Origin of the sequence: Enterobacillus tribolii, assembly GCF_003363015.1 — a bacterium.
In the GTDB taxonomy this organism is placed as follows: domain Bacteria; phylum Pseudomonadota; class Gammaproteobacteria; order Enterobacterales; family Enterobacteriaceae; genus Enterobacillus; species Enterobacillus tribolii.
This window is the reverse complement of record NZ_QRAP01000009.1, coordinates 91198-117840: the sequence shown is the minus strand read 5'-3', so window position 1 is coordinate 117840 and position 26643 is coordinate 91198. Positions and strand designations below refer to the sequence as shown.

The following is a 26643-nucleotide window of genomic DNA, read 5'->3' as shown; positions in this document are numbered from 1 at the left end:
CATGGCTATCTGTTTTACCCTGAACGGGACTCCCCGCACCCTCGACTGCCCGCTGGGCGAAAACGTACAAAAGCTTTTGTTCGATCTCGGCATGCATTCGGTACGTAACAGCGATGACGGATTCGGCTTCGCCGGCTCCGACGCGATTATTTTCAACGGTGTGGTGGTTAACGCATCGCTGTTGATTGCGGCGCAGATTGAAGGCGGTGAAATCAGAACCGCCGAGTCGCTGGGGAGCTGGAATCAGCTCAGCGTCGTGCAGCAGGCGATGGTGGATGTCGGCGTCGTACAGTCCGGCTACAACGATCCGGCCGCGGCGCTGATCCTGACCGAGTTACTGGAGCGCATTCCCGCGCCGTCGCGCGATCAGATCGATGACGCGTTGTCCGGGTTGTTCAGCCGCGATGCGGGTTATCAGCAGTTCTACCAGGTGGTGGCTCTGGTCTGTTCCCGGAAGGCCGATCCGGATTTTCAGGCCCAGGTAGCGCCGGAGTTTCGCGACGACCTGAACGTGGTGGGAAAAATTTGCCCGAAGGTGGATTCCGCCAAAATGGTGCAGGCCAAGCCCTGCTACGTAGAAGATCGCATCAGCCGGGACGCCTGCGTCGTTAAGATGCTGCGCAGCCCGCACCCTCATGCGTTGATTACCCATCTGGACGTCAGCAAGGCAGAAGCCCTGCCTGGCGTGGTGCACGTTATCACTCACCGTAACTGCCCGGATGTCTATTACACCCCGGGTGGGCAGAGCGCGCCGGAACCGTCGCCGCTGGATCGCCGCATGTTTGGTAAAAAGCTGCGTCACGTTGGCGACCGCGTTGCAGCGGTGGTAGCGGAAAGCGAAGAGATCGCCCTGGCCGCCTTGGCGCTGATTGACGTGGAATATGAAGTCCTGCGCCCGGTGATGTCCATTGACGAAGCGATGGCGAAAGATGCGCCCATCATTCATGACGAACCGATCGTGTATGCCGGTGGCGCCCCCGCCGATCTGGCGGAGCAAAACCTCGGTTCGGCGGATCGCGGCGAGCATATGATCATCAACTTCCCCATTGGCGCGCGCCCGCATGAGAATATCGCCGCCGGCGTTCATGGCCGCATCGGGGATGTGGAAAAAGGTTTTGCCGAAGCGGACGTGGTTATCGAACGTACCTATGAGTCGAAGCAGGCGCAACAATGCCCGACCGAGCCTCATATCTGTTACACCTACATGGACGGCGAGCGTCTGGTGATTCATGCCTCCACGCAGGTGCCGTGGCACGTGCGTCGTCAGGTAGCGCGCATCGTCGGGATGAAGCAAAACAAGGTGCACGTGATTAAAGAGCGCGTCGGCGGCGGCTTCGGCTCCAAGCAGGATATCCTGCTGGAAGAGGTCTGCGCCTGGGCGACCTGCGTCACCGGACGTCCGGTTTACTTCCGTTATACCCGTGAAGAAGAGTTCATCAGCAATACCTCGCGTCATGTCGCCAAGGTGAAGGTCAAGCTGGGCGCGACCAAAGATGGCCGCCTGACCGCCATCGACATGGATTTCCGCGCCAATACCGGCCCGTACGGCAACCACGCGCTGACGGTGCCGAGTAACGGCCCGGCGCTGTCGCTGCCGCTTTATCCCTGCGACAACGTCAATTTCCAGGTAACTACCTATTACAGCAACATCTGCCCCAACGGGGCTTATCAGGGCTACGGCGCGCCGAAAGGCAACTTCGCGCTGACAATGGCGCTGGCGGAGCTGGGTGAGAAACTGGGCATCAGCCTGATGGACATGATTGAGCGCAACCGCGTACATGAAGGCCAGGAGCTGAAGATTCTGGGCGCGATCGGCGAAGGCAAAATGCCGACGTCGGTTCCCTCTGCCGCCAGCTGTGCGCTGGAACCTATCTTGCGCAAAGGGCGCGAGTGGTTTGGCTGGGATACGCCCAAGGCCGGGGCGCAGGGCGACTGGCGAACGGGGCGCGGTGTGGCGATCATCATGCAGAAGTCCGGTATCCCGGATATCGATCAGGCGAACTGCATGATTAAGCTGGAATCCGACGGCACCATCATCGTTCACTCCGGCGGCGCGGACATCGGCACCGGGCTGGATACCGTCGTGGCTAAGCTGGCGGCGGAAGTGCTGTGCTGCCCGATAAGCGACGTACATGTTATCTCCGGCGACACCGACCATGCATTGTTTGATAAGGGAGCCTATGCCTCTTCGGGCACCTGCTTCTCCGGCAACGCGGCAAAAATGGCGGCGGAGAATCTGCGGGTGAAAATCCTGCATTACGGCGCCCAAATGCTGGATGAGCCGGAAAGCGACGTCACGCTGGTCGCGCCGGGTATCGTGCGGGGCAAGAAAGGCGAAGTGACCTTCGGTCAAATCGCGCATAAAGGCGAAACCGGAACCGGCTTCGGCACCCTGGTGGCAACGGCGAGCTACATCACGCCGGACTTCGCCTTCCCTTACGGCGCAAACTTCGCCGAGGTCGCGGTTAACGTGCGGACCGGCGAGATCCGGCTGGATAAGTTCTATGCCCTGCTGGACTGCGGTACGCCGGTGAACCCGGAATTGGCGCTGGGGCAGATTTACGGGGCGTCAATGCGCGCCATTGGTCACAGTATGTCGGAAGAGATTATCTACGACGAGCAGGGTTCGCCCATAACCCGCGATCTGAAAACCTACGGCGCGCCGAAGATCGGCGATATTCCCCGTGACTTCCGCGCGTTCCTGGTGCCGAGCGATGACAAAGTGGGGCCGTATGGCGCCAAGTCTATTTCAGAAATTGGTGTAAACGGCGCAGCGCCGGCGATTGCTACCGCAATCCACGACGCCTGCGGTGTATGGCTGCGTGAGTGGCATTTCACGCCGGAAAAAATCCTGCGTGGGCTGAATAAACTCTCTGCCTGAATAAAGGAGCTGTAGCTATAGGATTATCTATTCGTTGATTGTCGAACCGGGGCATCAGCCGATGCTCCGGTGAACGATTCAATATATCGGGCTGTTCTGTCGTTGCGCCGGAAATATTCCCGAATAACGGGAAGAAATGAATAAGCGTAAAAAGCTTAGGGTGGGTTGTTTTTGTTGAGCGGCGTTGTACAGGGAATACGGCCGATTATATGTCGTTATTGAATCAGGCGATCGAATTTACTGTGAAGGAGTAAAGGGATGTCTGATATACAACACTCTACCGGGGATCTTATTTATCAACTGGAGGACAAACCTCCGTTTTACCAGGCGCTGGTCGGTGCCGTTACCCATCTGTTGGCGATTTTCGTGCCGATGGTGGCGCCCGCATTAATTGTTGGTACGGCGCTGGGGTTGTCCACTGAAATCACTTCTTACCTGGTTTCCATGGCAATGATCGCCTCCGGCGTCGGCACATGGCTGCAGGTGAATCGCTACGGGCCGGTGGGCTCCGGGCTGTTGTCCATTCAATCCGTTAACTTTTCTTTCGTGACCGTGATGATAGCGCTGGGCAGCGCGATGAAAAGCGACGGGCTGCATGAGGAACTCATCGTATCCACGCTGTTGGGCGTGTCGTTCGTCGGTGCGTTTCTGGTGGTTGGCGCATCTTTTATCCTGCCTTATCTGCGCAGGGTTATCACGCCGACGGTCAGCGGCGTAGTGGTGCTGATGATCGGCCTGAGCCTGATCAAAGTCGGCATTATTGATTTCGGCGGCGGCTTTGCGGCGAAAAGTGCGGGCACCTACGGTAATTATCAGAACATCGGCGTGGGTTTGCTGGTGCTGCTGGTGGTTATCGGCTTTAACTGCTGCAAAAGCGCGCTGCTGCGCATGGGGGGGATCGCCATCGGGCTGATCGTGGGCTACATCGTTGCGCTATGCCTGGGAATGGTCGATTTCTCCCCGCTGCAAAATCTGCCGGTCATTACGGTTCCCATTCCCTTCAAATACGGCTTTACCTTCGATATGCATGCTTTCCTGGTGGCTGGCACCATCTATTTGCTGAGCGTACTGGAAGCGGTGGGCGATATCACCGCCACGGCAATGGTGTCCAACCGTCCCATAGAAGGGGAAGAGTACAACGCGCGTCTGAGCGGCGGCGTGCTGGCGGACGGTCTGGTTTCCGTTATCGCCGCAGCGCTCGGCTCGCTGCCACTGACCACGTTCGCCCAGAACAACGGCGTGATCCAGATGACCGGCGTCGCTTCGCGCCACGTAGGCAAACTGATCGCCATCATCCTGGTGATTCTGGGGCTGTTCCCCGTCATTGGCCGCTTCTTCACTACCATTCCCGCACCCGTGCTGGGCGGGGCGATGACGCTGATGTTCTCCATGATCGCCATCGCGGGTATCCGCATCATCATTTCCAACGGCCTGAGGCGCAGGGAAACTATTATCGTGGCGACCTCCCTCGGTCTGGGGCTGGGCGTGTCTTATGACCCGGACGTATTCCGCGTGCTGCCGGATTCTTTGTACGTGCTGGTGGAAAACCCCATCTGCGCCGGCGGCCTGACGGCCATTATTCTCAATCTGTTATTACCCATGGGCAAAAAAGAGACGCAGGGCGCCGGTGCGATCCGCACTGCTGCGGACGAAGAGGCGGAATAGACGCTGTTGCCTGATTAAAGGAGTCAACAATGGGGTGTGAAAATACGATCAAGGCCGTGCGCGGCAGCTTTCTGGATGTGACCGGCACCGTACAACATCCGGAAGAAATTGAGCCGAAGCTGCGTTTTATTCAGGACGGGCTGCTGTTGATCAAGCAGGGGAAAGTGAGCTGGTTCGGGGAGTGGGAGGAGGGGAAGCACCTGATCCCGCCGGATATCCGTATCCGGGATTACAGCGGCAAGATTGTGGTTCCTGGGTTTGTGGATACTCACATTCACTATCCGCAGAGCGAGATGGTGGGCGCTTACGGCGAGCAGTTGCTGGAGTGGCTCAACAAGCACACGTTCCCGGCCGAACGGCGCTACAACGATCTGGAATATGCGCGTGAGATGTCCGCGTTTTTTATCAAACAACTGTTGCGCAACGGCACCACCACGGCGCTGGTATTCGGCACGGTGCATCCTGAGTCGGTGGACGCCCTGTTCGAGGCGGCGCACACCATCAATATGCGTATGATCGCCGGTAAAGTGATGATGGACCGCAACGCGCCGGATTACCTGCTGGATACCGCGGAAAGCAGCTATACCCAGAGCAAGGCGTTAATTGAACGCTGGCACCGTAATGGCCGCCTGCTTTATGCCGTCACGCCGCGTTTTGCGCCGACCTCCAGCCCGGAGCAACTGGCGATGGCGCAGCGGCTGCGGGAAGAGTATCCCGATACCTATCTGCATACGCATCTGTGCGAAAACAAAGATGAAATTGCCTGGGTAAAGTCGTTGTACCCTGAGCAGGATGGTTATCTGGACGTTTATCATCATTACGGGCTGACCGGAAAGAACTGCGTGTTCGCGCACTGTGTCCACCTTGAAGAGAAAGAGTGGGATTGCCTGCACGATACCGGATCTTCCATCGCGTTTTGCCCGACCTCGAACCTGTATCTCGGCAGCGGCCTGTTCAATCTGCAAAAGGCCTGGCGCAAACGCGTCAAGGTCGGGATGGGCACTGATATCGGCGCAGGCACCACGTTTAACATGCTGCAAACGCTGAACGAAGCCTACAAAGTGGTGCAGTTGCAGGGATACCGGCTGTCTGCCTATGAGGCGTTTTATCTCGCCACGCTGGGCGGGGCGCATGCGCTGGGGCTGGATGACATCATCGGCAACTTTAACATCGGCAAGGAGGCGGATTTCGTGGTGCTGGAACCGACGGCGACGCCGTTGCAGCAGCTTCGTTACGATAACTCCGTGACGCTGATGGATAAATTGTTCGTCATGATGACGTTGGGGGATGACCGGAGTATTTACCGGACCTATGTGGATGGTCGATTAGTGTACGAACGCACATAGCAGAGGGTGCTTTTTGGTTGAAATAGGGGGCGGGAAGGTCAGATAATCGTTTGCTTTTTGATTATGGGTGGGTGGGAAACGTTTGCGGAGTAGTTTTTGTGGGTATTGGAAAGAGTTCCGTACGCTATGGCTCCCGAGCAATATGCGGCTCCGTGCGGCGTCCGGGCAGGGGCGGTGAGGCGACCGCCCCTGCACCCCGCGCCCAGGGTGCGGGCCGCATCCCCCGCCCGCTGCGCGGGTTCCCTCCTTCGCACATCGGGCCTTAACGCACCGGCGCGGGAAGGACGTCCCTTCCCCCCGCGCCTCGCCCCGCTTCCCGGCGGGGCGTGCTGGCCCGATGAGCTCGTCGGCGGGGGCTGAGGCCAGTGGCTTTGGTGTAGAAATATTTAAGTTGTATGGCGCGATGCGTCGTGATGAGAAAAATAAGTGGTAGTGCGGTTTTCTTTTTTCCGGGAAGTCTTCGCATAGCGAAACCGGGCAGGGTTAGGGTTTGTAAACATTCAGAGGGCATCGATATGTCTAGTCATGATTCTCAGGCGTCTCAGGGAGCGAAACCGAACGGTTCGCTTGACGCCTATTTTAAGATTTCTGCCAGAGGAAGCAGCGTGCGGCAGGAAGTGCTGGCGGGGCTGACCACGTTTCTGGCGATGGTGTATTCCGTCATCGTCGTGCCCAGTATGTTGGGTAAGGCGGGTTTTCCTCCCGGCGCAGTGTTTGTTGCGACCTGTCTGGTTGCCGGTTTCGGTTCGTTGCTGATGGGGCTGTGGGCCAACCTGCCGATGGCGATCGGTTGTGCTATCTCGCTGACCGCGTTTACCGCCTTCAGCCTGGTGCTGGGGCAGCAGATCAGTATTCCGGTTGCGTTGGGCGCGGTGTTCCTGATGGGTATTCTGTTTACCGCCATCTCCATTACCGGCATTCGTTCCTGGATTTTGCGTAACCTGCCGATGGGCATTGCGCACGGTACCGGCATCGGTATCGGGCTGTTCCTGCTGTTGATTGCGGCTAACGGTGTTGGGCTGGTGATTAAGAACCCGCTGGAAGGTTTACCGGTGTCGCTGGGCCACTTTACGTCTTTCCCCGTTATTATGACCCTGCTGGGCCTGGCGGTGATTTTCGGTCTGGAAAAGCTGAAAGTTCCCGGCGGTATCCTGCTGGTGATTATCGCGATTTCCGTTATCGGCCTGATTTTTGACCCAAGCGTGAAATATCATGGCTTCTTTGCGCTGCCCAGCTTGGCGGGTGAAGATGGCAAGTCGCTGATTTTCAGCCTTGATATCATGGGCGCGCTGAAGATGGCGGTATTGCCGAGCGTGCTGGCGCTGGTGATGACCGCGGTGTTCGACGCCACCGGGACCATCCGTGCGGTGGCCGGGCAGGCTAACCTGCTGGATAAAGATGGTCAGATCATCAACGGTGGAAAAGCGCTGACGGCAGACTCCGTGAGCAGCATTTTCTCCGGCCTGGTCGGCGCTGCGCCGGCTGCGGTGTATATTGAATCTGCCGCAGGAACCGCCGCAGGCGGGAAAACCGGGCTGACGGCCACGGTCGTCGGGATTCTGTTCCTGGTGATCCTGTTCCTCTCTCCGCTCTCTTACCTGGTTCCCGGTTACGCCACGGCGCCGGCGCTGATGTACGTGGGCCTGCTGATGCTGAGCAACGTAACGAAGCTGGACTTCAACGACTTCGTTGACGCGATGTCCGGCCTGGTTTGCGCAGTCTTCATCGTGCTGACCTGTAACATCGTTACCGGGATCATGCTGGGCTTCAGCACCCTGGTGATTGGCCGCATCTTCTCCAACGAATGGCGCCGCCTGAATATCGGCACCGTCATCATTGCTGTTCTGCTGGTGGCATTCTACGCCAGCGGCTGGGCTATCTGAGTATTCTCTGCTGCTTCCGGGAATATAACCGGAAGCAGCAGTTATTCTTTTCTGCGTTTTCAGTCTTTTCCCACCTTCAACTGCACATTTTCCTTTAGGCCGAAATTGATATGGTGCTATTTTTAATGGCACTGCCAAACATATGTGTATATCCGCCGTGAGGTAATACCCGGTTCCGCGACGCACCGGGCGTTTGCGGATCGCGGAAAACACGCAGCAACATGTAGTGAGCCTAAGGAAAGCATGGAAATCTTCTTTACTATTCTGATACTTATACTGGTTGTTTCTCTTTCCGGGGTGGTGACGCGCATGCTGCCGTTCCAGATCCCGTTGCCGCTGATGCAGATCGCCATCGGGGCAATGCTGGCCTGGCCGCATTTTGGTTTGCATGTCGATTTCGATCCCGAACTGTTTCTGGTGCTGTTTATCCCGCCGTTGCTGTTTGCCGACGGATGGAAAACGCCGACGCGCGAGTTTTTGCATCACGGCCGTGAAATATTGGGGCTGGCGCTGGTGTTGGTGCTGATCACCGTGATCGGCGTGGGGTACTTCCTGCATCTGCTGCTGCCGGACGTGCCGCTGGTGGCCGCGTTTGCGCTGGCGGCGGTACTTTCCCCCACCGATGCCGTGGCGCTTTCGGGGATCGTCGGTAAAGGGCGCATTCCGAAAACCATCATGGGCGTGCTGGAGGGCGAAGCCCTGATGAATGACGCGTCCGGCCTGGTTTCGCTGAAGTTCGCTATCGCCGTGGCGATGGGAACCATGGTGTTTACCGTGGGCGGCGCAACGCTGGAGTTCCTGAAGGTGGCCGTGGGCGGCCTGCTTGCGGGCGCGGCCATTACCTGGCTGTACAGTAAGTCGCTGCGCCTGATGAGCCGCTGGAGCGGCGACGATCCGGCCACGCAGATTGTATTCCTGATGCTGCTGCCGTTTGCCAGCTACCTGATTGCGGAACATATCGGCGTCTCCGGCATCCTGGCCGCCGTGGCGGCGGGGATGACGATCAGCCAGTCCGGCGTTATCCGCAACGCGCCGCTGACTATGCGCCTGCGCGCCAACAGCGTATGGGCGATGCTGGAATTCGTGTTTAACGGCATGGTGTTTATCATGCTGGGCCTGCAACTGCCGGGCATTCTGGAAAGCTCAATCATCCAGGCCGATCGCGACCCGACCATTCAAACCTGGTATCTGTTTGCCGACGTGGCGCTGGTGTACGTGGTTCTGCTGTTGCTGCGTTTTACCTGGCTGTGGGCGATGCGCCGTTTCAGCCGTCGTTTCCTGAAACGTAACCCGATGCAGTTCGCCAGCTACACGATGCGTGAACTGTGGATCGCCTCTTTTGCCGGCGTGCGCGGGGCGATTACCCTGGCGGGCGTGCTCTCCATTCCTTTGTTCCTGACCGACGGTACGCCGTTCCCCGGCCGTTATCAGCTGGTGTTTCTGGCGACCGGCGTGATCCTGTTTTCTTTGGTTATCGGCGTTATGGTGTTGCCGCTGCTGCTGCGCGGCGTGGAGGTTTCCGATTCCCGCGTTTACCGTGAGGAAGAGCGCATGGCGAAATCGATCTCCGCCGAAGTGGCGATTGAAAGCCTGAAAAAGATGCAGGAACGGCTGGAAGCGGATACCGAAGAGAATATCGATCCGCAGGTGCTGACGGAGGTCAGCTCACGGGTTATCGGTAGCCTGCGCCGGCGCGTCAGCACCAAAGAGAACGCCGAGGAAACGCTGAAGGTGGAAAACCTGGAGCGCCGCTTCCGCCTGACCGCGCTGCGTGCGGAACGCGGGGAACTGTATCACCTGCGCGCGACGCAGAAGATCAGCAACGAAACGCTGCAAAAGCTGCTGCATGACCTTGATTTGCTGGAAGCGCTGCTGCTGGAGAAAAGCGAGTAACGCGAAGAGTAACCGGGCAGCGCGTGCTGCCCGGAAAGGTCGGGGCGCTCAGCGCTGGGTGAGGTGTTCCGGGTGCATCACGCCGTCCGGCCAGAAGTCCCGGCAGCGGGCGATCCAGGCCTGAGCGCTGTGGGAAAGATAGCGCCCGTGGCACCAAATCAGCCCCAGCCGCCACATCAGCGCCGGCTCCAGCGGTATCCAGAGCAACGCATGCGGGTCCAGCCGCTGGCAGATGGGTTCCGGCAAGATTGCGATACCGACGCCGGTTTGTACCATGGCAGCGAGAAAATCCCACTGGCCGCTGCGGACCGCAATCTGCGGCGTAACGCCCTGCGCGCGGAACGTTTCCATCAGTTGCCGGTAAAGCGCAAAATCTTCGTTATAAATCAGGATATTCTGCCCGGCCAGGTCACGGATGTGCAGCCGGGTTCGCCTCAGCCAGGGCGTCGTGCGCGGCACCAGTACACACATCGGGTGGCTGAACAACGGCAGGGAATCAATGTCCGGGTTGTCGTCGTCCGACAGCGCGGTCAGCGCCAGATCCAGCTCCCCGGAAAGTACCGCCTGTTCCACGGTCAGCCCGCCGAATTCGGAAATAAGTAATTCAATGCCGGGGTAACGCTGGCGAAACTCACCGATCAGCCCGGCGATTTGGGTGCCCACCATCGGCGGGATCCCCAGCTTGAGCCGGCCTTTCTTCAGGCTGCTGATGTCTTCCAGCTCGGCGCGCAACTGGCCGAACTGATCGAGGATCGCCACGCCGCGCTGATACACGGCCTGCCCGCTGTCGGTAAGGTGCAACTGGCGCCCTTCCCGGATCAACAACGTACATTCCAGCTCATCTTCCAGATTTTTCAGCATCTTACTGATGGTGGGTTGGGTAACAAACATCTTCTCTGCCGCGCGGGTAAAACTCTGCTGGCGCACCACTTCAACGAAATAACGCAACGTTCTGACGTCCATTGACACCCTCAACGAAGACACATAGCGCACGCCGGGTATCCGGTGTTCAGACGATATCTAAACCATTCACGCCGCGCATGATTTCAATAATATTAATTCATTTTATGCCGTTCTTCCGCTGCCACTATACTGGCCGCCTTTCGGCCATCATTTCGGGGTTTTCATGTCACTGGCGTTGCGCTCCGGCGCGCCTTCTTTCCTCAACCGCATTCAGGTGCCGGTTCAGGTTGCGCTGTATGCCGCACTGTTTATCGTTGCCCAACAGGCGGTCACCGTTTTTCATCTCCCGCTCCCCGCCAATATCGTCGGCATGCTGATGATGTTGTTGCTGATCGCGGCGCGCATTTTGCCCCTTAACTGGGTCAGGGCCGGTTCACGCTGGTTGCTGGCGGAAATGCTGTTGTTTTTCGTGCCGGCGGTGGTGGCGGTGGTGAACTACGCGACGTTGCTGATGACGGAAGGATGGAAGATTTTTGCAGTTATCGCGTTGAGCACGTTGCTGACCTTAGGGGCGACGGCGCTCGTGGTGGACCGGGTGTATCGCCTGGAAATCTGGCTGCAACGCAGGCGCCGTCGCCATGAGTAATATGCTGCTCAGCGTAAGCTGCCTGCTGGTGACCCTGGCGCTCTATTTCAGCAATAAGCGGCTTTATCGTCGCATCCACAAGGTGTGGATGATGCCGCTGGTTCTGACGCCGTTGATTTTGGTGCTGTTTCTGGTTGCCGGCCGCATTTCTTATCAGGATTACATGGGGGAAAGCCACTGGCTGCTGTGGTTGCTGGGGCCGGCAACCATTGCCTTTGCCGTGCCGGTGTATGAGAACATGGCGGTGATCCGCCGTCACTGGATGTCGCTGAGCGCCGGAGTGATAACGTCGACGGTGGTGGCGGTGGGCAGCTCGGTATGGCTGGCGCGCCTGTTTATGTTGCCGGAAGCGCTGCAGCGCAGCCTGGCGGTGCGTTCCATCACGACGCCGTTCGCGCTGGCGGCGGCGAAGTCGCTGGGCGGTGAGCCGGACCTGGTGGCGCTGTTCGTGGTCATCACCGGCGTATTCGGGATGGCGGTCGGCGACGTGCTGTTTCTGCGGTTGGCCGTGCGCAGCAGGATGGCGAAGGGCGCCGGGCTGGGCGCTTCGTCGCACGGCGCCGGAACGGCCAGGGCGTATGAAATCGGTCAGACCGAAGGCGTGGTCTCGAGCCTGGTGATGATGCTGGCCGGCGTCGTCACCGTGGTGCTGGCGCCGTTTATCGGGCGCCTGCTATGGTGACGCCCGGTATGCGTGTTACCTGAACATTCGCTCCAGATAGCGGGTCAGCATGGCGCGTGAGGTAAAGCCGTGCGGAATGCCGACGTAAACCGGCGCTTCGCTGTCCGGATCACGCGGGAAGCGGTCGTAAGCGGGGCTTAACTTACGCTCTTCGGCAGGATGTGCGAATTTAAGACTTTTCTTACCCAAATCAGGATGAATAACCAGCGCCGTACGGCCCATTCTGGCTTCCCGGTTGACGTAAACGTAGTACTCTCCCTTATAAAATCCATACGCCTTGTTAGTGACGTAGTCCCTGATGAATCCCGAATGTTCAAGGACTTGTGCAACTTCATCAGGACGTAAATACATCATCGGCTCTCCCGTTTGTTAGCGTGATAATGGATGACCTTATCGCGCATTCGTGCTCAGACAACCGGACTTTTCTGGAAGAGAAAGCACGTAAATTCCCTGCTTTTTTTATTCTGTGACATTTTCCCGGGTATTTTTCTTATAGGTATCTAAGATGTACTAGCTTGGAAAATCACTGATTCTTATATAAAAACAGAAGGATGGATTGCCATGAAAAAAAGAATGCCTCTTTTCTCCCTTTCCGCACTGGCCCTGGCTTTGCCTTTGTCGCTACAGGCCGCAGAAGCGCCCGCGGCGCCCGCCGAGGGTTATCAACTGGAGCAGGTGCTGATTTTCAGCCGCCACGGCATCCGCGCGCCGTTGGTGGGGTATGGCGATATTCTGGCGGAGTCGACGCCGCATACCTGGCCGGTATGGAAAACCGAGGGCGGGTTGCTGACGCCGAAGGGCGGGGAAGTCGAGGTACTGTTCGGTAAATATCTGCGCACCTGGCTGGCTCAGACAGAAATCCTGCCTGCCAACGGATGCCCGACCGAAGGCAGCGTTTTTGTCTATGCCAACAGCCTGCCGCGCACGATTGATACCGCAAAAAGCTTTGTCAGCGGCGCTTTCCCTGACTGTTCACTGACCGTGAACCATCAGGAGAAAATCGGCACCATGGACCCGACCTTCAACCCGATCGTAACAGCAGAGGTTACGGAGACGTTTAAGCAGAAGGCCATTGACTCGATCAACAGCCATGCGGGCGAAGGCGGCATTGAAGGGCTGAACAAGCGCCTGGAGCCGAACTACAACGTGCTGCAGCAGGTGATGGATTACGGCCAGTCCAAGGTCTGTACCGAGAAGAAAACCTGCTCAATGGCTGCTCAGCCTAACGAAGTGATTATTGAGCAGAATAAGGAGCCGGGTATCAAAGGGCCGTTGCGCGTGGGTACCGGGGCGTCTGACGGCTTTATGCTGCAGTATTACGAAGGCTATCCGCTCAATGAGGTGGCGTGGGGGAAAATCACTGATGCTAAACAGTGGCAGCAGTTGGAAGAGATCAAAAACCTGTATCACGAAACCCTGTTCGGCTCCTCTGCCATCGCGCAAAATGCCGCGGCTCCGTTGCTGAGGTTTATCAGCGCAGCGCTTAACGGCACGCCGGACGAGAGCAATAAGCTGGCGGAGCAGGCGCATAAAGCGAAGGTAGCGGTGATGGTCGGCCACGACTCCAACATTGCTTCACTGCTGGCCGCGATGAAGACCGCGCCTTACGAACTGCCGCAGCAGTATGAGAAAACACCAATCAGCGGCAAGATCGTTTTCCAGCGCTGGCATGATAAGAAGGCTGATAAGGATCTGATGAAGATTGAATATGTGTATCAATCAACGGATCAGATCCGTAACGCAACGCCGCTGACTGCGGATGCACCGCCGATGCGTGTGACGCTGGAAATTGACGGCTGCAAAACGGACGCGAACGGCTTCTGCCCGATGGACGATTTTAAAACGGCCATCGCCAGCGATCTGAAAGGCGGCGAGTAAACAGGGTTCCCCGTCAGCGGCCGGTGACGCTGACGGGGATGACTGCATAAGGAAAGTGTGGGAAAGACAGGTTGGCAATCGGCCTGTCGCCGAATATGCTGCCGGTTGTTTACAGCGGCAAAAAAAGGGAACCATACTGGTTCCCCCCGCGCAAATTTACGCGAACTCGGTTAGAAAATATAAGTATAGTTTTGACGGGCTTTATAATCGCGAATAAACAGGTTCTGCCCGCTGATATGACCATTGAAATGGGAACGGGTTTTGTAGTTATAACCGTGAACCTTATTATCTGCAATTCTCAGCATTACCTGGGCATGCGTGCCGTAGTCGTAAAAGCTGAGATCGGTAGTTGAATTTCCTGAGAAATAGCAGCGAGCTGAGGTGTCGTAGCCAGAAACTTTACCGCGCGTGGTATCTGCGGCAACGGAAACATAATGACGGGTGGCGTTGTTATAAACGGCTAAAATCGGTTTCTTAAGCGACGCGGAGCCAACGATAGCGGCAATACGTGCAAACAGAGTATTTTCCATACTGCGAATTCCTTTTGTTTATCAATGAAGTTTGCGATGGATAAAGTACTACAGGGGCGGTTGTGCTACCAGAGGCGCTCCTGATTATCAGAAATTCGGCCTTTTTTTAACCGCGGGAGACAGGGGGGGAGGTATACATTTGAAGGGGAAGGGCTGATATCTTCTTAGATATGCGCTTTCTTGTTGATTAGCGATGAGCATCAGCGTATCGGGTTAAGGGATTCTCCATAACGTATGCAAAAAGCAGGGGGATCAAAGGGAAATTGATGTAATGCTCTCTGCTGAAATGTGAAGCCCTGTTATTGTTTATTATCTCGTGTCCACAGGGGTATTCATTTTTCTTTATTCGATTAAGCGATGGGCAGAGAGAAAAATGAAGCACCTGCTATTTATTGTTTGTACGTTTGCTGTTGTGATTATTGCAGCGTTGCATTTGGCGTTTTTGTTATGAATATCTTTTTTATGGGCCAATATCATTATCCTTGGCAAAATTTATCATTATAAATCATGCGCATACCCTGGTGTTTCTTTGCATTTTTGCACACTTTGATAATACTAAAATAAATAATAAGAAAACGAAGGGGTTAATTATTTGATTGGTGAATATTTCACTTTCTATAAATTAAATATCGTAATGCCCGATGAGAATGAAAAAATAAGCGTTTTATAAGTATTTATTAATTTACACGATATTGCCAACTAAGGTATAGGGTTGATACCATGCTTACGGCCAGATGATGGCGTGGTTCTGACAGCGTTTGGCATAGCTAAGGTATGTATATTTTTTGTGACAGGGATCGTCATGCGCAATTGCTTTTTCCTTTTTCCCGGCCAACCGGCGTACGCCTGCTGCCGTTGACGTGTTTGCTGCTTATCGGCCCGCTGGGTGCCGCGCCGCAGGAAACAAACCAGTTTATTCATCAGGAACAACAGCAAAAAGCGCTGGAGCAACAGCTCACGCCGCCGACGCCGGATATCCGGCTCTCACCGCCTTCCACTGCGACGGGGAAGCTGATTTTCCCGGCCGAGACACCCTGTTTCCCAATCCGTCATGTTGAGCTGTCCGGCCAGGAAGCTCTGCCTCACTGGCTGCCGCTCCGGCGTATCGCCGGGCGGGCGGAAGGGTTTTGCCTGGGCAGCAAGGGCATCAATATGCTGATGAGCGCAGTGCAAAACCGGCTGGTTGACAGCGGCTATGTCACGACGCGCGTGCTGGCGCCGGCGCAGGATTTAAAAAGCGGTACGCTGCAGCTGGTCATTGTGCCGGGTAATATCCGCCGGGTCATGCTGACGCAAGACAGCAGCCGCTACGCCACGCTGTACAGCGCTTTCCCTGCCCATGAAGGCAACCTGCTCGATCTGCGTGATATCGAGCAGGGGCTGGAAAACCTGCAACGTCTGCCTACCGTGCAGGCGAGTATGGAGATCGTCCCCGGCGAGCAGCCGGGAGAAAGCGATATCGTGCTGCAACGCCAGCAGAGCAAAATCTGGCGCGTGGGGGCGTCGCTGGACGACTCCGGCACCCGCAGCACCGGTCGTTACCAGGGCGGGTTAACGCTGTCACTGGATAACCCGCTGTCGCTGAGCGACCTGTTTTATATTTCCGGCACGCATGACCTGAATACCCACGGCGGCAAAGGCACCAAAAACCTGACCGGCCACTACTCGGTGCCGTTTGGTTACTGGATGTTCAGCGTTAACGCCAACGATTATGACTACCACCAAACCGTCGCCCAGCTAAACGGCGACGCCCGTTACAGTGGCAACAGCAAAACGCTCGGCGCACAGCTCAGCCGCGTGCTGCACCGTAACGGCAGCCAGAAAACCACCCTGACCTACGACGTGACGGTGCGCGAAAACAAAAACTTCATCAACGACACCGAAGTCGAGGTGCAGCGCCGCCTGACCTCTGCCTGGAAACTGGGCCTGCAGCACCGTCATTACCTGACGTGGGCAACGATCGACGCCGGCGTCAGCTACCAGCGTGGCACCCGTTGGTTCGGCGCCCGTCCCGCACCGGAAGAATACTGGGGGGAAGCTACCGCGCTGAGCAAAATCCTGCGTTTCGACGCCCAGGTTGACGTGCCTTTTCACCTTGGCGGGCAGAACTTCCATTACAACGCGCAGTATTCACGTCAGATGAGCAACACGCCGCTGACCACGCAGGAGCAGTTCTCCATCGGCGGACGCTGGACGGTGCGCGGCTTCGACGGCGAACGTTCGCTGAGCGCCGACCGTGGCTGGTATGTACGCAACGATCTCGGCTGGTACACGCCGCTGCCGGGTCAGGAGCTGTACCTTGGCGTTGACTACGGCGAAATCGGCGGACGCGGTAGCGAAAATAATGTCGGCAAGCGCCTGGCGGGCGGCGTGGTTGGTCTGCGCGGCAGCGCTTTGCGCACCGGTTATGACCTGTTTGCCGGTATTCCGCTCTCCAAGCCGGACGGCTACCACACCAGCCCGGTCACTTTCGGTTTCAACCTGAACTGGAGCTACTGAAATGAGGCTCGGGGACTATGACGTTCAGGCGCCGATGCTGCTTGGCGGCGGGATGAGTGAGGCCGAAGCGCTCGGCGCCGCGGTCTGGCTGTGGATGCATTCTCCGATGCACCGCGACACCCCGCTGTATGCGCTGCCGACCCTGTTGCTGCCTGCGATCAAGCGTCAGCAGTACGCCATCGCCAGCCGTGGCGGAAAACCGGTGTTTTACCTGAGCTGGATGTGGCTCAGTGAGGACGCCGAGCGTCGTTACCTCACCGAAGCCGCTGTTCTCACGCGCGATGAGGACTGGGCCAGCGGTGAACGTATGTGGTTGCGCGACTGTATTGCGCCTTTCGGCGACATGTTGCCGATGCGCCGGCTGATCACCGGTTCGCTGTTTCCCGATCGCTGTTTTCGTTCGCAATATCACCGCGGGGAAAGCCGCGGACAGTGCGTTATCAATTTTCGCGGGGACGACGTGACGTCCGCGCAGGCCAAACTCTGGCGCGCTGCCCATCCTCTGGCGGCCCCGGTGTGTGAAAGGTAAGTCAAGGACGCTGCCATGAACAAGAATCTGTATCGTATCATTTTCAACAAGGCCCGCGGCATGCTGATGGTGGTGGCGGACATCGCCCGTTCCGGACGCGCCGGTAGCGGACGAGCTTCCCGGCCGGGTCATGCGCCGGGGAAATTGACCGGCACGCTCAATCCGCTGCGGTTGTGCCTGTGGCTGGCGTTGGGCGCGGTGCTGCCGGTGCAGGCCGGCGTGGTGGCGGACCGCAACGCGCCGGGCAACCAGCAACCGACCATCATCAGCAGCGCCAACGGCACGCCGCAGGTGAATATTCAGACCCCGAGCCAGGGCGGCGTTTCACGCAACGTTTACAGCCAGTTCGACGTGGACAAAAAAGGCGTCATCCTCAATAACTCCCATGCCAACACCCAGACCCAGTTGGGCGGGATGATCACCGCCAACCCGTGGCTGGCGAAAGGTGAAGCGAAGGTGATCCTCAATGAGGTCAATACCCGCGATCCGAGCAAGCTCAACGGCTTTATTGAAGTGGCGGGCCGAAAAGCGCAGGTGATCATCGCCAACCCGGCAGGCATCACCTGCGACGGCTGCGGGTTCATTAACGCCAACCGCGCTACGCTGACCACCGGCAATGTGCAAATGAACAACGGCTTAGTCACCGGTTATGACGTTGAGCGCGGCGAAATTGTGGTGCAGGGCAACGGGCTGGACGCCAGCCGGGCGGATCACACGGACCTGATTGCCCGCTCAGTTAAAGTAAATGCCGGTATCTGGGCCAACGAACTGAACGTCACCACCGGCGCCAACCGGGTTGATGCACAGCATCAGACCATCAGCGCGAAAAGCGCCGATAGCGCGACCCGGTCTGCTTTCGCGTTGGACGTGTCACAGATTGGCGGCATGTACGCCGGAAAAATCCGCCTGCGCGGTACTGAGCAAGGGTTAGGGGTGCGTAACGCCGGCACCATCGGCGCATCGGCCGGCGACGTGGTGGTCAATGCGGACGGCAGTATCAGCAACAGCGGCGCCATCAGCGCGGCTCAGAATTTGCGCATCGATGCGCAGGGCGGCGTCAGCAACCAGGGCACGCTTTATGCTTCGGGCAATACGTCCCTGACCGCGCGCGATGCGGTCAATAACAGCGGCATCATTGCCGCACGCAACGACACAACCCTTAACGCAGCGTCAATCACCAACAGCGCCTCCGGCGCGCTTGCCGCCGGGATGAACGGCGACGGCAAACTCGGCGGTAGCGGCAACCTGACGCTCAACAGCAAGGGCATGCTCACCTCCAATGGCCAGAACCTTGCTGCGTCGTCGATGAATGTTCACGCCAGCGCCATCGACCTGAGTGGCAGCCAGACCGGTGCGACGGACATCACCCTTAACGCAACCCAGGGCGACATCAGTACCGCCAATGCCAGCGTGGCCGCCAGCGGAAAGCTGAGCGCCATCACCTCCGGGGTGGTGAATAACGACGGCGGAAAAGTGTCTGCCGACAAGCTGGAACTGACCGCCCGCCGGCTTTCTAACCAGAAAGGCACGTTACAACAGGTCGGCAAGGCCGATCTCCAGCTCGCCATGCAGGAAGGCATCAATAACCGCGCCGGCACCATTGCCAGCAACGGTAACAACCTGACGCTCAGCGGCAGCGCCATTAACAACCAGCAGGGCAGCATCATCCATGCCGGCGAGGGGCGGCTTGATATCCGTACTGGCCGTTTTGACGGCGATGGCGGCACCATGGTCAGCAATGGCAGCCTGGCGCTGCGCGGTACGGACCTCAAGCTGGATAATACCGTCACGCAGGCGGGCAACATCACGATTCAGGCGGACAGTCTGTCACACCGCAAGGGTCAGATGACGCACAGCGGCAAGGGCCGGATGCAGCTTGATATCGCCAATGCGCTGGATAACCAGGGCGGCACGATTACCGCCGGCGGCAACATCGCGCTTAACGCCGCTCAGCTTAACAACCTGAGCGGCAGCCTGATCGCCGCCGACGCCAGCGACCTCTCGCTGTTCCTCACCGGTGAACTCGACAACCGTGACGGATTGATTGCTGCTGCGGGCAGCCTGAATTCGCTCAGCAACACCGTGGATAACCGTGGCGGGCTGATTCAGGGCGGCACCCTGCTTAGCCTCGATACCCGGGGTTACACCCTGCTCAATGCTGACAGCGGCGAACAGGGCGGCCTGCTCAGCTTTGGCGACATGCGGCTTACTACCGGCGACATCGATAACCATAACGGCCTGATTGCGGCTAAAACCCTTGACGCCGCTACCGGCAACATCAACAACCAGTCCGGCAGGCTGGTTGCGGATGCGCAGCTGGCGCTCAGCAGCGGGGCGATCGATAACCGTGCGGGAGCCCTGCAATCCGGCGGTGAACTGCGCCTGGACAGCCGGGGTGAAAAACTCGACAACGCGGCAGGCCTGCTCGCCGCCAACGGTGCGCTGGCACTTGCCGTCGGCGAGGTAGATAACCGTAACGGCCAACTGCTCAGCGGCGCAGGCGCCACGCTGAACACCGCCGGGTTCGACAACCGGGGCGGCCAATTAACCGCGCTCGGTGATTTCTCCCTGACCACGTTAACGTTGCAAAACGACGATGCGGGGATGATTCAAAGCGGCGGCGATCTGCGCCTTGATACGCAGAATATGCGCCTCAGTAACGCCAACGGCGGCGGTATCACCAGTCAGGGCAACCTGACCTTGTTCAGCGGCGATGTGAATAACCAGAGCGGTTTTATCATCAGCAACCAGCAACTGACCTTCAACGGCGGTGCGGTTAATAACCGGGCGGGGCAGATCGTTGCGCTCGGCGGGCTTTCCGCGACCAGCCTCGCGCTGGACAACACAGGCGGCACCCTGCAATCCGGGGGAGCATTGCACTGGGACACGCGCGGTTACCTGCTCAGCAACCTGAACGGCACGCTGAGCGCACAGGGCGCGCTGACCCTTAACGCGGGCGATACCGACAACCGCAACGGGTTGCTGGCGGCAGGCGGGGCGATAAACCTTGCCACCGGCGCGCTGGATAACCGCAATGGCGGGCAGATTGCGGCAACAGAGAGCCTGACCCTGACCAGCGCGGATATCAACAACCAGCAGGGCCAGATCCAGGCGTTGGGTGAGCTGACCCTCAATGCCCTGAGTGCATTGCTTAACAACAGCGACGGGCTGATTCAGGGTGGCGGCGCCGTAACGCTGAACGCCGCGGATGTGTTGAACCGGGATACCCTTGCCGAAGGCAAAGGCATTCAGGGAAGCGACGTGAGTGTTAACGCGGGCGGGCTTGATAACACCGGTGGTAAGATTTTGGCGGACAATGCGCTCAGCCTGGCGCTTGATGGCCTGCTCAACAACAGCAACGGCCTGCTCAGCACGCAGAAAACTGCATCCATTACGGCGCATGACGTTCTGAATACCGCCGGCAGCATCGAAGCCGGTGAGAACCTGCGGCTGAAAGCCGATGCTCTCAGCGGCGACGGCAAACTGCTTTCGCTGGGCGATATGACCCTGACGCTGAACCAGGATCTGCATAACACAGGTTCGATTCAGGCCAACCACGATCTTCACATCGCCACCACGGGAAGCGTGATTAACGATGTCCTGATTCAGGCCGGTAACCTGCTCGACGTCGCGGCGAACGCCATCCTCAACAATCAGGATGCGGAAATCAGTGCCGGCACCACCCAGTTAACCGCCGCTAACACCATTACCAACTATGGCCTGATTGACGGCTTTTACACGCGCCTGAACGGCGCCACGGTCAATAACATCGGCAGCGGGCGCATTTACGGCGATGCGCTGGCGATCCAGGCCGGTACGCTCAACAACCTGGCACTGGATGGTCAGGCGGCCACCATTGCTGCCCGCCAGCGGCTGGATCTCGGGGTCGGCGTACTCAACAACCGCGATCATGCCCTGATTTACAGCGACGGCAGCCTCGCCCTTGGCGGCACGCTCAACGCCGATTATCTCGCCACCGGGCAGGCTTCGGTGCTCAATAATCACAGTTCAACCATCGAATCCGCCGGCGATATGGCACTCAACGTTGCCACCCTCAATAACGTTAACGATCGTTTCGAGCTGGAAAATGTATTGGTGTCTCAGGAAGACATCTCCGAATATGAAGTCGCGCGCCTCAACAACGGCGTGCGCTACAACGACAAAGATTACAACATCTACATTTACTGGGATGAGGTGCGCATTTTGTGCATCGAAGGGGTTATCTGTCACACCACCGACGGCGACCGATTCACCCATTACCAGTACACCCGCACCGTCACCGAAGACCGGGTGAAAGAGAGCGAGCCGGGCAAAATTATTGCCGGCGGCGATCTCAGCATTAATGCCGACAAGGTGTTCAACGACAAGAGCCAGATCGTCGCCGGCGGCCAGCTGGCATTGCAGGCGCGTGATGTCGAGAACGTGGAAGTGGCGGCTTACCGCCAGATTAACGACGATGGCACCGCCACCAACTACTGGCGTAAAAGGAATAAAGGCGGCGATTCCTCCAAAATGGAGACGGTGGATTACACGCCGCCGACGGTTATTCAGGGTATCACCCTCAAACCCAGCACCATTGAAGAATATACCCAGACGCAGGGCAGCGGCCTGAGCCTGGACGATCGCCAGGCGGCGGATATCAACGGCGACATTCAGGGCACCGGCAGCCTGAACCTGGGCGACATTAACGCGCCGGGTGCGGGGGCTGCGCTGCCTTCGGCGCCGGGTGCGGTGACTTTACCGCCGGGCAAAACCTTCGAAGTGAATGCCGGGGAAGACGGCAACGTAGTGCGCATCACCGGTCCCAACACCCAACTGCCGGACAACAGCCTGTTCCAGGTCCGTCCGGACAGTACCGCCGGTTATCTGGTTGAAACCGATCCGCGCTTCACCAATAACAAGAAGTGGCTCGGCTCCGATTACATGATGGAGGCCTTCACCACCGATCCGAACAACGTGCTTAAACGCCTTGGCGATGGTTACTACGAGCAGAAGCTGATTCGCGAACAGGTTATCGCCATGACCGGCAACCGTTACCTCGGCGGCTACAATAACGACGAGGAGCAGTACAAGGCGCTGATGAACAATGGCGTCGAGTTCGGCAAAAAATACGGCCTGACGCTCGGCGTGGCGCTGACGCCGGAACAGATGAGCCTGCTTACCGGCGATATGGTGTGGATGGTGGCGCAGACCGTGCGCCTGCCGGATGGCAGCACCCAGCAGGTGCTGGTGCCGCAGGTTTATGCGGTGGTGAAAGAGGGCGATCTCGACGGCAGCGGCGCGCTGCTGGCGGGTAAATACGTCGCCCTGAACCTGGCCGGCGACCTGACCAACAGCGGCCGTATCAACGGGCAGCAGAGCACGCAGATTCTGGCTGACAATATCAACAACCTGGGCGGCATCATTCGCGGTAATGATGTGGCTTTGCAGGCCCGCACCGACATCAACAACGTCGGCGGCATGATTTCCGCCGGCCAAAGCCTGCTGGCGGGGGCCGGACGTGACATCAACGCCACCACCACGACCCGCACGGCGCAAAGCGCGAACGGTGATTTCTCCCGCACGACTATCGATCGCGTCGCGGGCTTCTACGTCGAACAACCGGACGGCAAGCTGGTGTTGCAGGCCGGGCGTGACGTGAACCTTACCGCTGCGCAGGTGGTCAACAGCGGTGACGGCGGGCAAACCACCCTTGCCGCCGGGCGCGACCTGAACCTCGGCACCGTGACCACCGGCAGCCGTGATGACCTTAATTTCAGCAACAACAACTGGGCGCACCATGCGCAGACCCAGCAGGTTGGCAGCGACGTGGTGGGCAAAGGCGACGTTACCCTGGCGGCGCAGCACGACGTCAATATCACCGCCGGTAACGTTTCTGCCGGGCAGCAGCTTGGCGTTGCGGCCGGCAACGACATCAATGTTCAGCACGCGACTGACACGGCCAGCTTCGACCAGTATTACAAAACAACCGGCAGCAGCAGCGTCGGCTCAAAAACGACCAGCGAGACACGCCACACGTTCAACGAACAAAGCGTGAACGGCAGTCGCCTTGGCGGCGACACCGTGACGATGCAGGCCGGCAACAACCTCACCGTCACCGGCAGCAGCGTGGCCGGCACGAATGACGTCAGCCTGAGCGCCGGTAATAACCTGACCATTCAGGCCGCCACGGAAAGCCGTGACGAGATGCACATGTACCGCGAGAAAAAGAGCGGCATCTCCGGCACCGGCGGGATTGGCGTCAGCGTCGGCACCCAAAGCGTGAAGACCACGGACGACAGCACGACGCTGAGCAGCGTGGGCAGCACCGTCGGCAGTGCACAGGGCAACGTCAGCCTGACCGCGGGTAATCAGCTGACCGTCAAAGGTTCTGACGTGCTCAGCGGCCAGAACATGACGCTGACCGGCAAAGAGGTCAATATCCTGGCGGCAGAGAACCAGAGCAGCCAGACACACAAGGTTGAGCAGAAGCAGAGCGGGCTGACGCTGGCCCTCTCCGGCGCGGCGGGCAGTGCGCTCAGCGGTGCGGTCCAGGCGGTGCAGGACGCGAAGAAAGAAGACGACAGCCGCCTGAGCGCCCTGCAGGGCACCAAAGCGGCGCTGGCCGGGGTGCAGGCTTCGCAGGCGCTGCGGCTGGATGATGCCAAAGGGGCGGCCGACGCCAGTAATAACAACACCATTGGCGTCAGCGTTTCGTACGGCAGCCAGTCGTCCACTTCCACCCAAACCCAGACCAACACCACCTCGCAGGGCAGCTCGCTGACGGCGGGCAAGAACCTCACGGTCAACGCCACCGGCGGCGACCTTAACGTTCAGGGCAGCCAGCTTCAGGCGGGCAGCGACATACTGCTTTCCGCCGAACGCGATGTTAATCTGCTGTCAGGACAAAACACCTCGCGGCTCGATGGCAAAAACGAGAGCCGTGGCGGTAGCGTGGGCGTTGGTATCAGCGCGGGCGGCGGCGGCATGGGCGTGAACATCTCCGCCAGCGCCAACAAAGGCAAAGGCTCCGAGAGCGGCAATGGCACGACGCATACCGAGACGACCGTCAACGCCGGCAATCAGGTCACTATCGTCAGCGGGCGCGACACCACGCTCAAGGGTGCACAGGTCAGCGGCGAGCGCGTGAAGGCCGAGGTCGGGCGCGACCTGACGCTGATATCCGAGCAGGACAGCGACCGTTACGACATGAAGCAGCAGAACGTCAGCGGTGGCATCAGCGTACCAGTAGGGACGGGCATCGGCGGTTCGCTGAGCGTAAACGCCAGCCAGGACAAGATGCACAGCAATTACGACTCGGTGCAGGAGCAGACCGGGATTTTTGCGGGTAAGGGCGGTTTTGATATCACGGTTGGCAAGCATACCCAGCTTGACGGCGCGGTGATTGGCTCAACGGCCACGTCAGACAAGAACCGTCTGGATACCGGCACGCTGGGCTTCAGCGATATCGAGAACAAGGCTGACTTTAAGGTTGAGCACCAGAGCGCGGGGATGAGCACCGGCGGCAGCATCGGCGGGCAGTTTGCGGGCAACATGGCGAACTCACTGCTGGTCGGCGCGGATAATGAAGGGCATGCCAGCAGCACGACTAAATCGGCGGTGTCGGAAGGGACTATCACCATTCGCGATAAGGAAAACCAGCAGCAGGACGTGGCGGATTTAAGCCGCGATGTCGAGCATGCGAACCAGACGCTGTCGCCTATCTTCGACAAAGAGAAAGAGCAGGAGCGTCTGAAGCAGGCGCAGCTGATTGGCGAGATAGGTAATCAGGTAGCGGATATCGCGCGTACGGAAGGGGATATCGCGGCGACCAGGGCGGCGAATGAGAAGCTGAAGAATATCGAACAAAGTGATGTCGATGCGGCGAAGAAAGCGCTGGCTCAGCAGGGTAAAACCGACATTACTGATAAAGATATTCAAAATCAGATTTACCAGACGGCTTATGACCAGGCGATGAATGAGTCCGGGTTTGGGACCGGGGGTAAATATCAGCAGGCGATCCAGGCAGCAACGGCAGCGGTGCAGGGATTAGCTGGCGGGGATTTGAAAGCGGCGTTGGCCGGCGGGGCTGCGCCTTATTTGGCTGAAGTCGTAAAAAGCATGACAACGGATCCGGTCACTGGCAAGGTGAATGCAGAAGCCAACCTGACCGCACATGCCATTTTGAATGCCGCGCTGGCGCTCGCTCAGGACAAAAATGCCATGGCAGGCGCAGCCGGAGCGCTGACCGGTGAAGCGATGGGCATGTTGGCGCTGGAGTTGTATGGTAAGAAAGCTGATGAACTGACGGAGACGCAGAAACAGACTATCAGCGCGTTTGCTACGTTGGCGGCGGGGCTGGCCGGAGGGCTTGCTGGAGACAGTACAGCAGATGTTGTGGCCGGGGCGCAGGCTGGGAAGACGACGGTGGAAAACAATAGCATGGGGGCTGTTGGTTCAGATCTTGGCTTTTGGTTCGCCAAAATACCGGACTGCGATATTACTTGTAAAGGTCAGCTAGCTGGGGACATTGCAGAAGCAAATGCAGCAGTGTCTGCGGGAATGATCAATGTTACTGGTCTTAGCTTATTGACGGCCGAACAGGCAGCGATGTGGGCACTGGGAGCGGGAATGAACACTGCGTTTCAGTATGCTGATAAAGGAGAAATCAACCCTGTGAATGCTGTTATTACTGGTTGGGCAAACGTAGCCAGTATGGGGCACGGCTTCTGGGGTACAGTGGGTTGGAATGCTGGTGGTGGTGCGCTAATTAATCAGATTAATGGTGATGATCCTCTTACTGGTGCAATTACAACAGGGGCTGGTGCTGGCTTAGGTTATGGTGTGGGTAACTACTTAGTGAAACCTGCAGCTAACTCGGCAGGAAAATGGCTGACAGGTGGCTGGGATCCAAAATTTGATCCGAATTGGCTGAAGTATACAGATATAAGAGGGCAATTGGGAGTAAGGAAGGATATGTTACCGAACAATATCCCTGGAGCTTTGGGAAATACAAGCGGTAGCTTTTTATCAGAGTTCGGTAGTTCGGTTATTCAGGATAAAATAGATGGGAGGAATAATAAAAAATGAAAAATTTATTTTTTTTATTAGCGCTTATAGCTATCTGTTCCTTTGGGCTGTTCTTTATTGGAGTTGTTTTTTACGCCTGTATAGAAGTATTTTTCTATTTTTTCCAAAATATCCCAATTTCTTTCGAAATTTTTCAATTTAGAAGGATGTTGAAAATGAGCATTTGGGGTGGGTTTTTTTTAGGTTTTGGCATCACTTTTCTTCGTTTACTAAAAATAAAAGGGTTTTGATGTTGAGAA

At 57.8% G+C, this 26643-nt stretch carries 15 protein-coding genes; 12 read left to right on the top strand and 3 right to left on the bottom strand.

Annotated features, from left to right (window positions below; translation table 11 throughout):
- The first annotated feature begins 1 nt into the window (after position 1).
- The 5 genes from C8D90_RS17810 to C8D90_RS17790 all read left to right on the top strand — a co-directional run bounded on the left by C8D90_RS17810 (position 2) and on the right by C8D90_RS17790 (position 9668).
- Positions 2-2881 carry a molybdopterin-dependent oxidoreductase Mo/Fe-S-binding subunit gene (locus tag C8D90_RS17810; RefSeq protein WP_115459810.1) on the top strand — a complete coding sequence of 960 codons (2880 nt, stop codon included), beginning with the start codon at positions 2-4 and terminating at the stop codon, positions 2879-2881.
- Positions 2882-3139: 258 nt separating this feature from the next.
- On the top strand, positions 3140-4546 hold the full coding sequence (locus C8D90_RS17805) for a nucleobase:cation symporter-2 family protein (RefSeq protein ID WP_115459809.1): 1407 nt from the start codon (positions 3140-3142) through the stop codon (positions 4544-4546).
- A 29-nt stretch (positions 4547-4575) separates the two neighbouring features.
- The gene (guaD, locus tag C8D90_RS17800; RefSeq protein WP_115459808.1) at positions 4576-5892 is read left to right on the top strand and encodes a guanine deaminase; all 1317 of its coding nucleotides are present in this window, start codon (positions 4576-4578) and stop codon (positions 5890-5892) included.
- Positions 5893-6407: 515 nt separating this feature from the next.
- Positions 6408-7775, top strand: coding sequence for an NCS2 family permease (locus C8D90_RS17795; protein ID WP_115459807.1), 1368 nt, complete (start codon positions 6408-6410; stop codon positions 7773-7775).
- 243 nt (positions 7776-8018) lie between these two features.
- Positions 8019-9668 (top strand): Na+/H+ antiporter, encoded by a 1650-nt coding sequence (locus tag C8D90_RS17790; RefSeq protein ID WP_115459806.1) that lies wholly within the window; start codon positions 8019-8021, stop codon positions 9666-9668.
- A gap of 48 nt (positions 9669-9716) precedes the next feature.
- Here the strand turns inward: C8D90_RS17790 and C8D90_RS17785 are convergent, their stop codons facing one another.
- Entirely contained in the window at positions 9717-10631 is a 915-nt protein-coding gene (locus C8D90_RS17785; RefSeq protein WP_115459805.1) for a LysR family transcriptional regulator, read from the bottom strand.
- 163 nt (positions 10632-10794) lie between these two features.
- Between C8D90_RS17785 and C8D90_RS17780 the strand changes: the two genes are divergently transcribed.
- Together C8D90_RS17780 and C8D90_RS17775 are read left to right on the top strand one after the other, a co-directional pair.
- Entirely contained in the window at positions 10795-11217 is a 423-nt protein-coding gene (locus C8D90_RS17780) for a CidA/LrgA family protein (protein ID WP_115459804.1), read from the top strand.
- A complete protein-coding gene (locus C8D90_RS17775) occupies positions 11210-11899 on the top strand; it encodes an LrgB family protein (RefSeq protein ID WP_115459803.1) in 690 nt (229 codons plus the stop codon). The genes C8D90_RS17780 and C8D90_RS17775 overlap by 8 nt, the downstream gene beginning before the upstream one ends.
- Before the next feature lie 15 nt (positions 11900-11914).
- Here C8D90_RS17775 and C8D90_RS17770 read toward each other — a convergent pair whose 3' ends face one another.
- On the bottom strand, positions 11915-12250 hold the full coding sequence (locus C8D90_RS17770) for a DUF2002 family protein (protein WP_115459868.1): 336 nt from the start codon (positions 12248-12250) through the stop codon (positions 11915-11917).
- Positions 12251-12460: 210 nt separating this feature from the next.
- On the opposite strand from C8D90_RS17770, the gene agp reads away from it, so the two are divergent.
- Positions 12461-13777, top strand: a complete 1317-nt coding sequence (agp, locus tag C8D90_RS17765; protein WP_115459802.1) for a bifunctional glucose-1-phosphatase/inositol phosphatase — start codon at positions 12461-12463, stop codon at positions 13775-13777.
- Between the two features lie 170 nt (positions 13778-13947).
- Here agp and C8D90_RS17760 read toward each other — a convergent pair whose 3' ends face one another.
- Positions 13948-14307 carry a hypothetical protein gene (locus C8D90_RS17760; RefSeq protein ID WP_115459801.1) on the bottom strand — a complete coding sequence of 120 codons (360 nt, stop codon included), beginning with the start codon at positions 14305-14307 and terminating at the stop codon, positions 13948-13950.
- A gap of 849 nt (positions 14308-15156) precedes the next feature.
- Between C8D90_RS17760 and C8D90_RS17755 the strand changes: the two genes are divergently transcribed.
- The 4 genes from C8D90_RS17755 to C8D90_RS17740 are packed head-to-tail and all read left to right on the top strand — an operon-like array spanning position 15157 to position 26634.
- On the top strand, positions 15157-16806 hold the full coding sequence (locus tag C8D90_RS17755) for a ShlB/FhaC/HecB family hemolysin secretion/activation protein (protein WP_376744969.1): 1650 nt from the start codon (positions 15157-15159) through the stop codon (positions 16804-16806).
- Position 16807: 1 nt separating this feature from the next.
- Positions 16808-17335, top strand: a complete 528-nt coding sequence (locus C8D90_RS17750) for a toxin-activating lysine-acyltransferase (RefSeq protein WP_115459799.1) — start codon at positions 16808-16810, stop codon at positions 17333-17335.
- A gap of 15 nt (positions 17336-17350) precedes the next feature.
- A complete protein-coding gene (locus C8D90_RS17745) occupies positions 17351-26404 on the top strand; it encodes a hemagglutinin repeat-containing protein (RefSeq protein ID WP_115459798.1) in 9054 nt (3017 codons plus the stop codon).
- Positions 26401-26634, top strand: a complete 234-nt coding sequence (locus C8D90_RS17740) for a hypothetical protein (RefSeq protein WP_115459797.1) — start codon at positions 26401-26403, stop codon at positions 26632-26634. Before C8D90_RS17745 ends, C8D90_RS17740 begins: the two co-directional genes overlap by 4 nt.
- Positions 26635-26643: the final 9 nt, after the last annotated feature.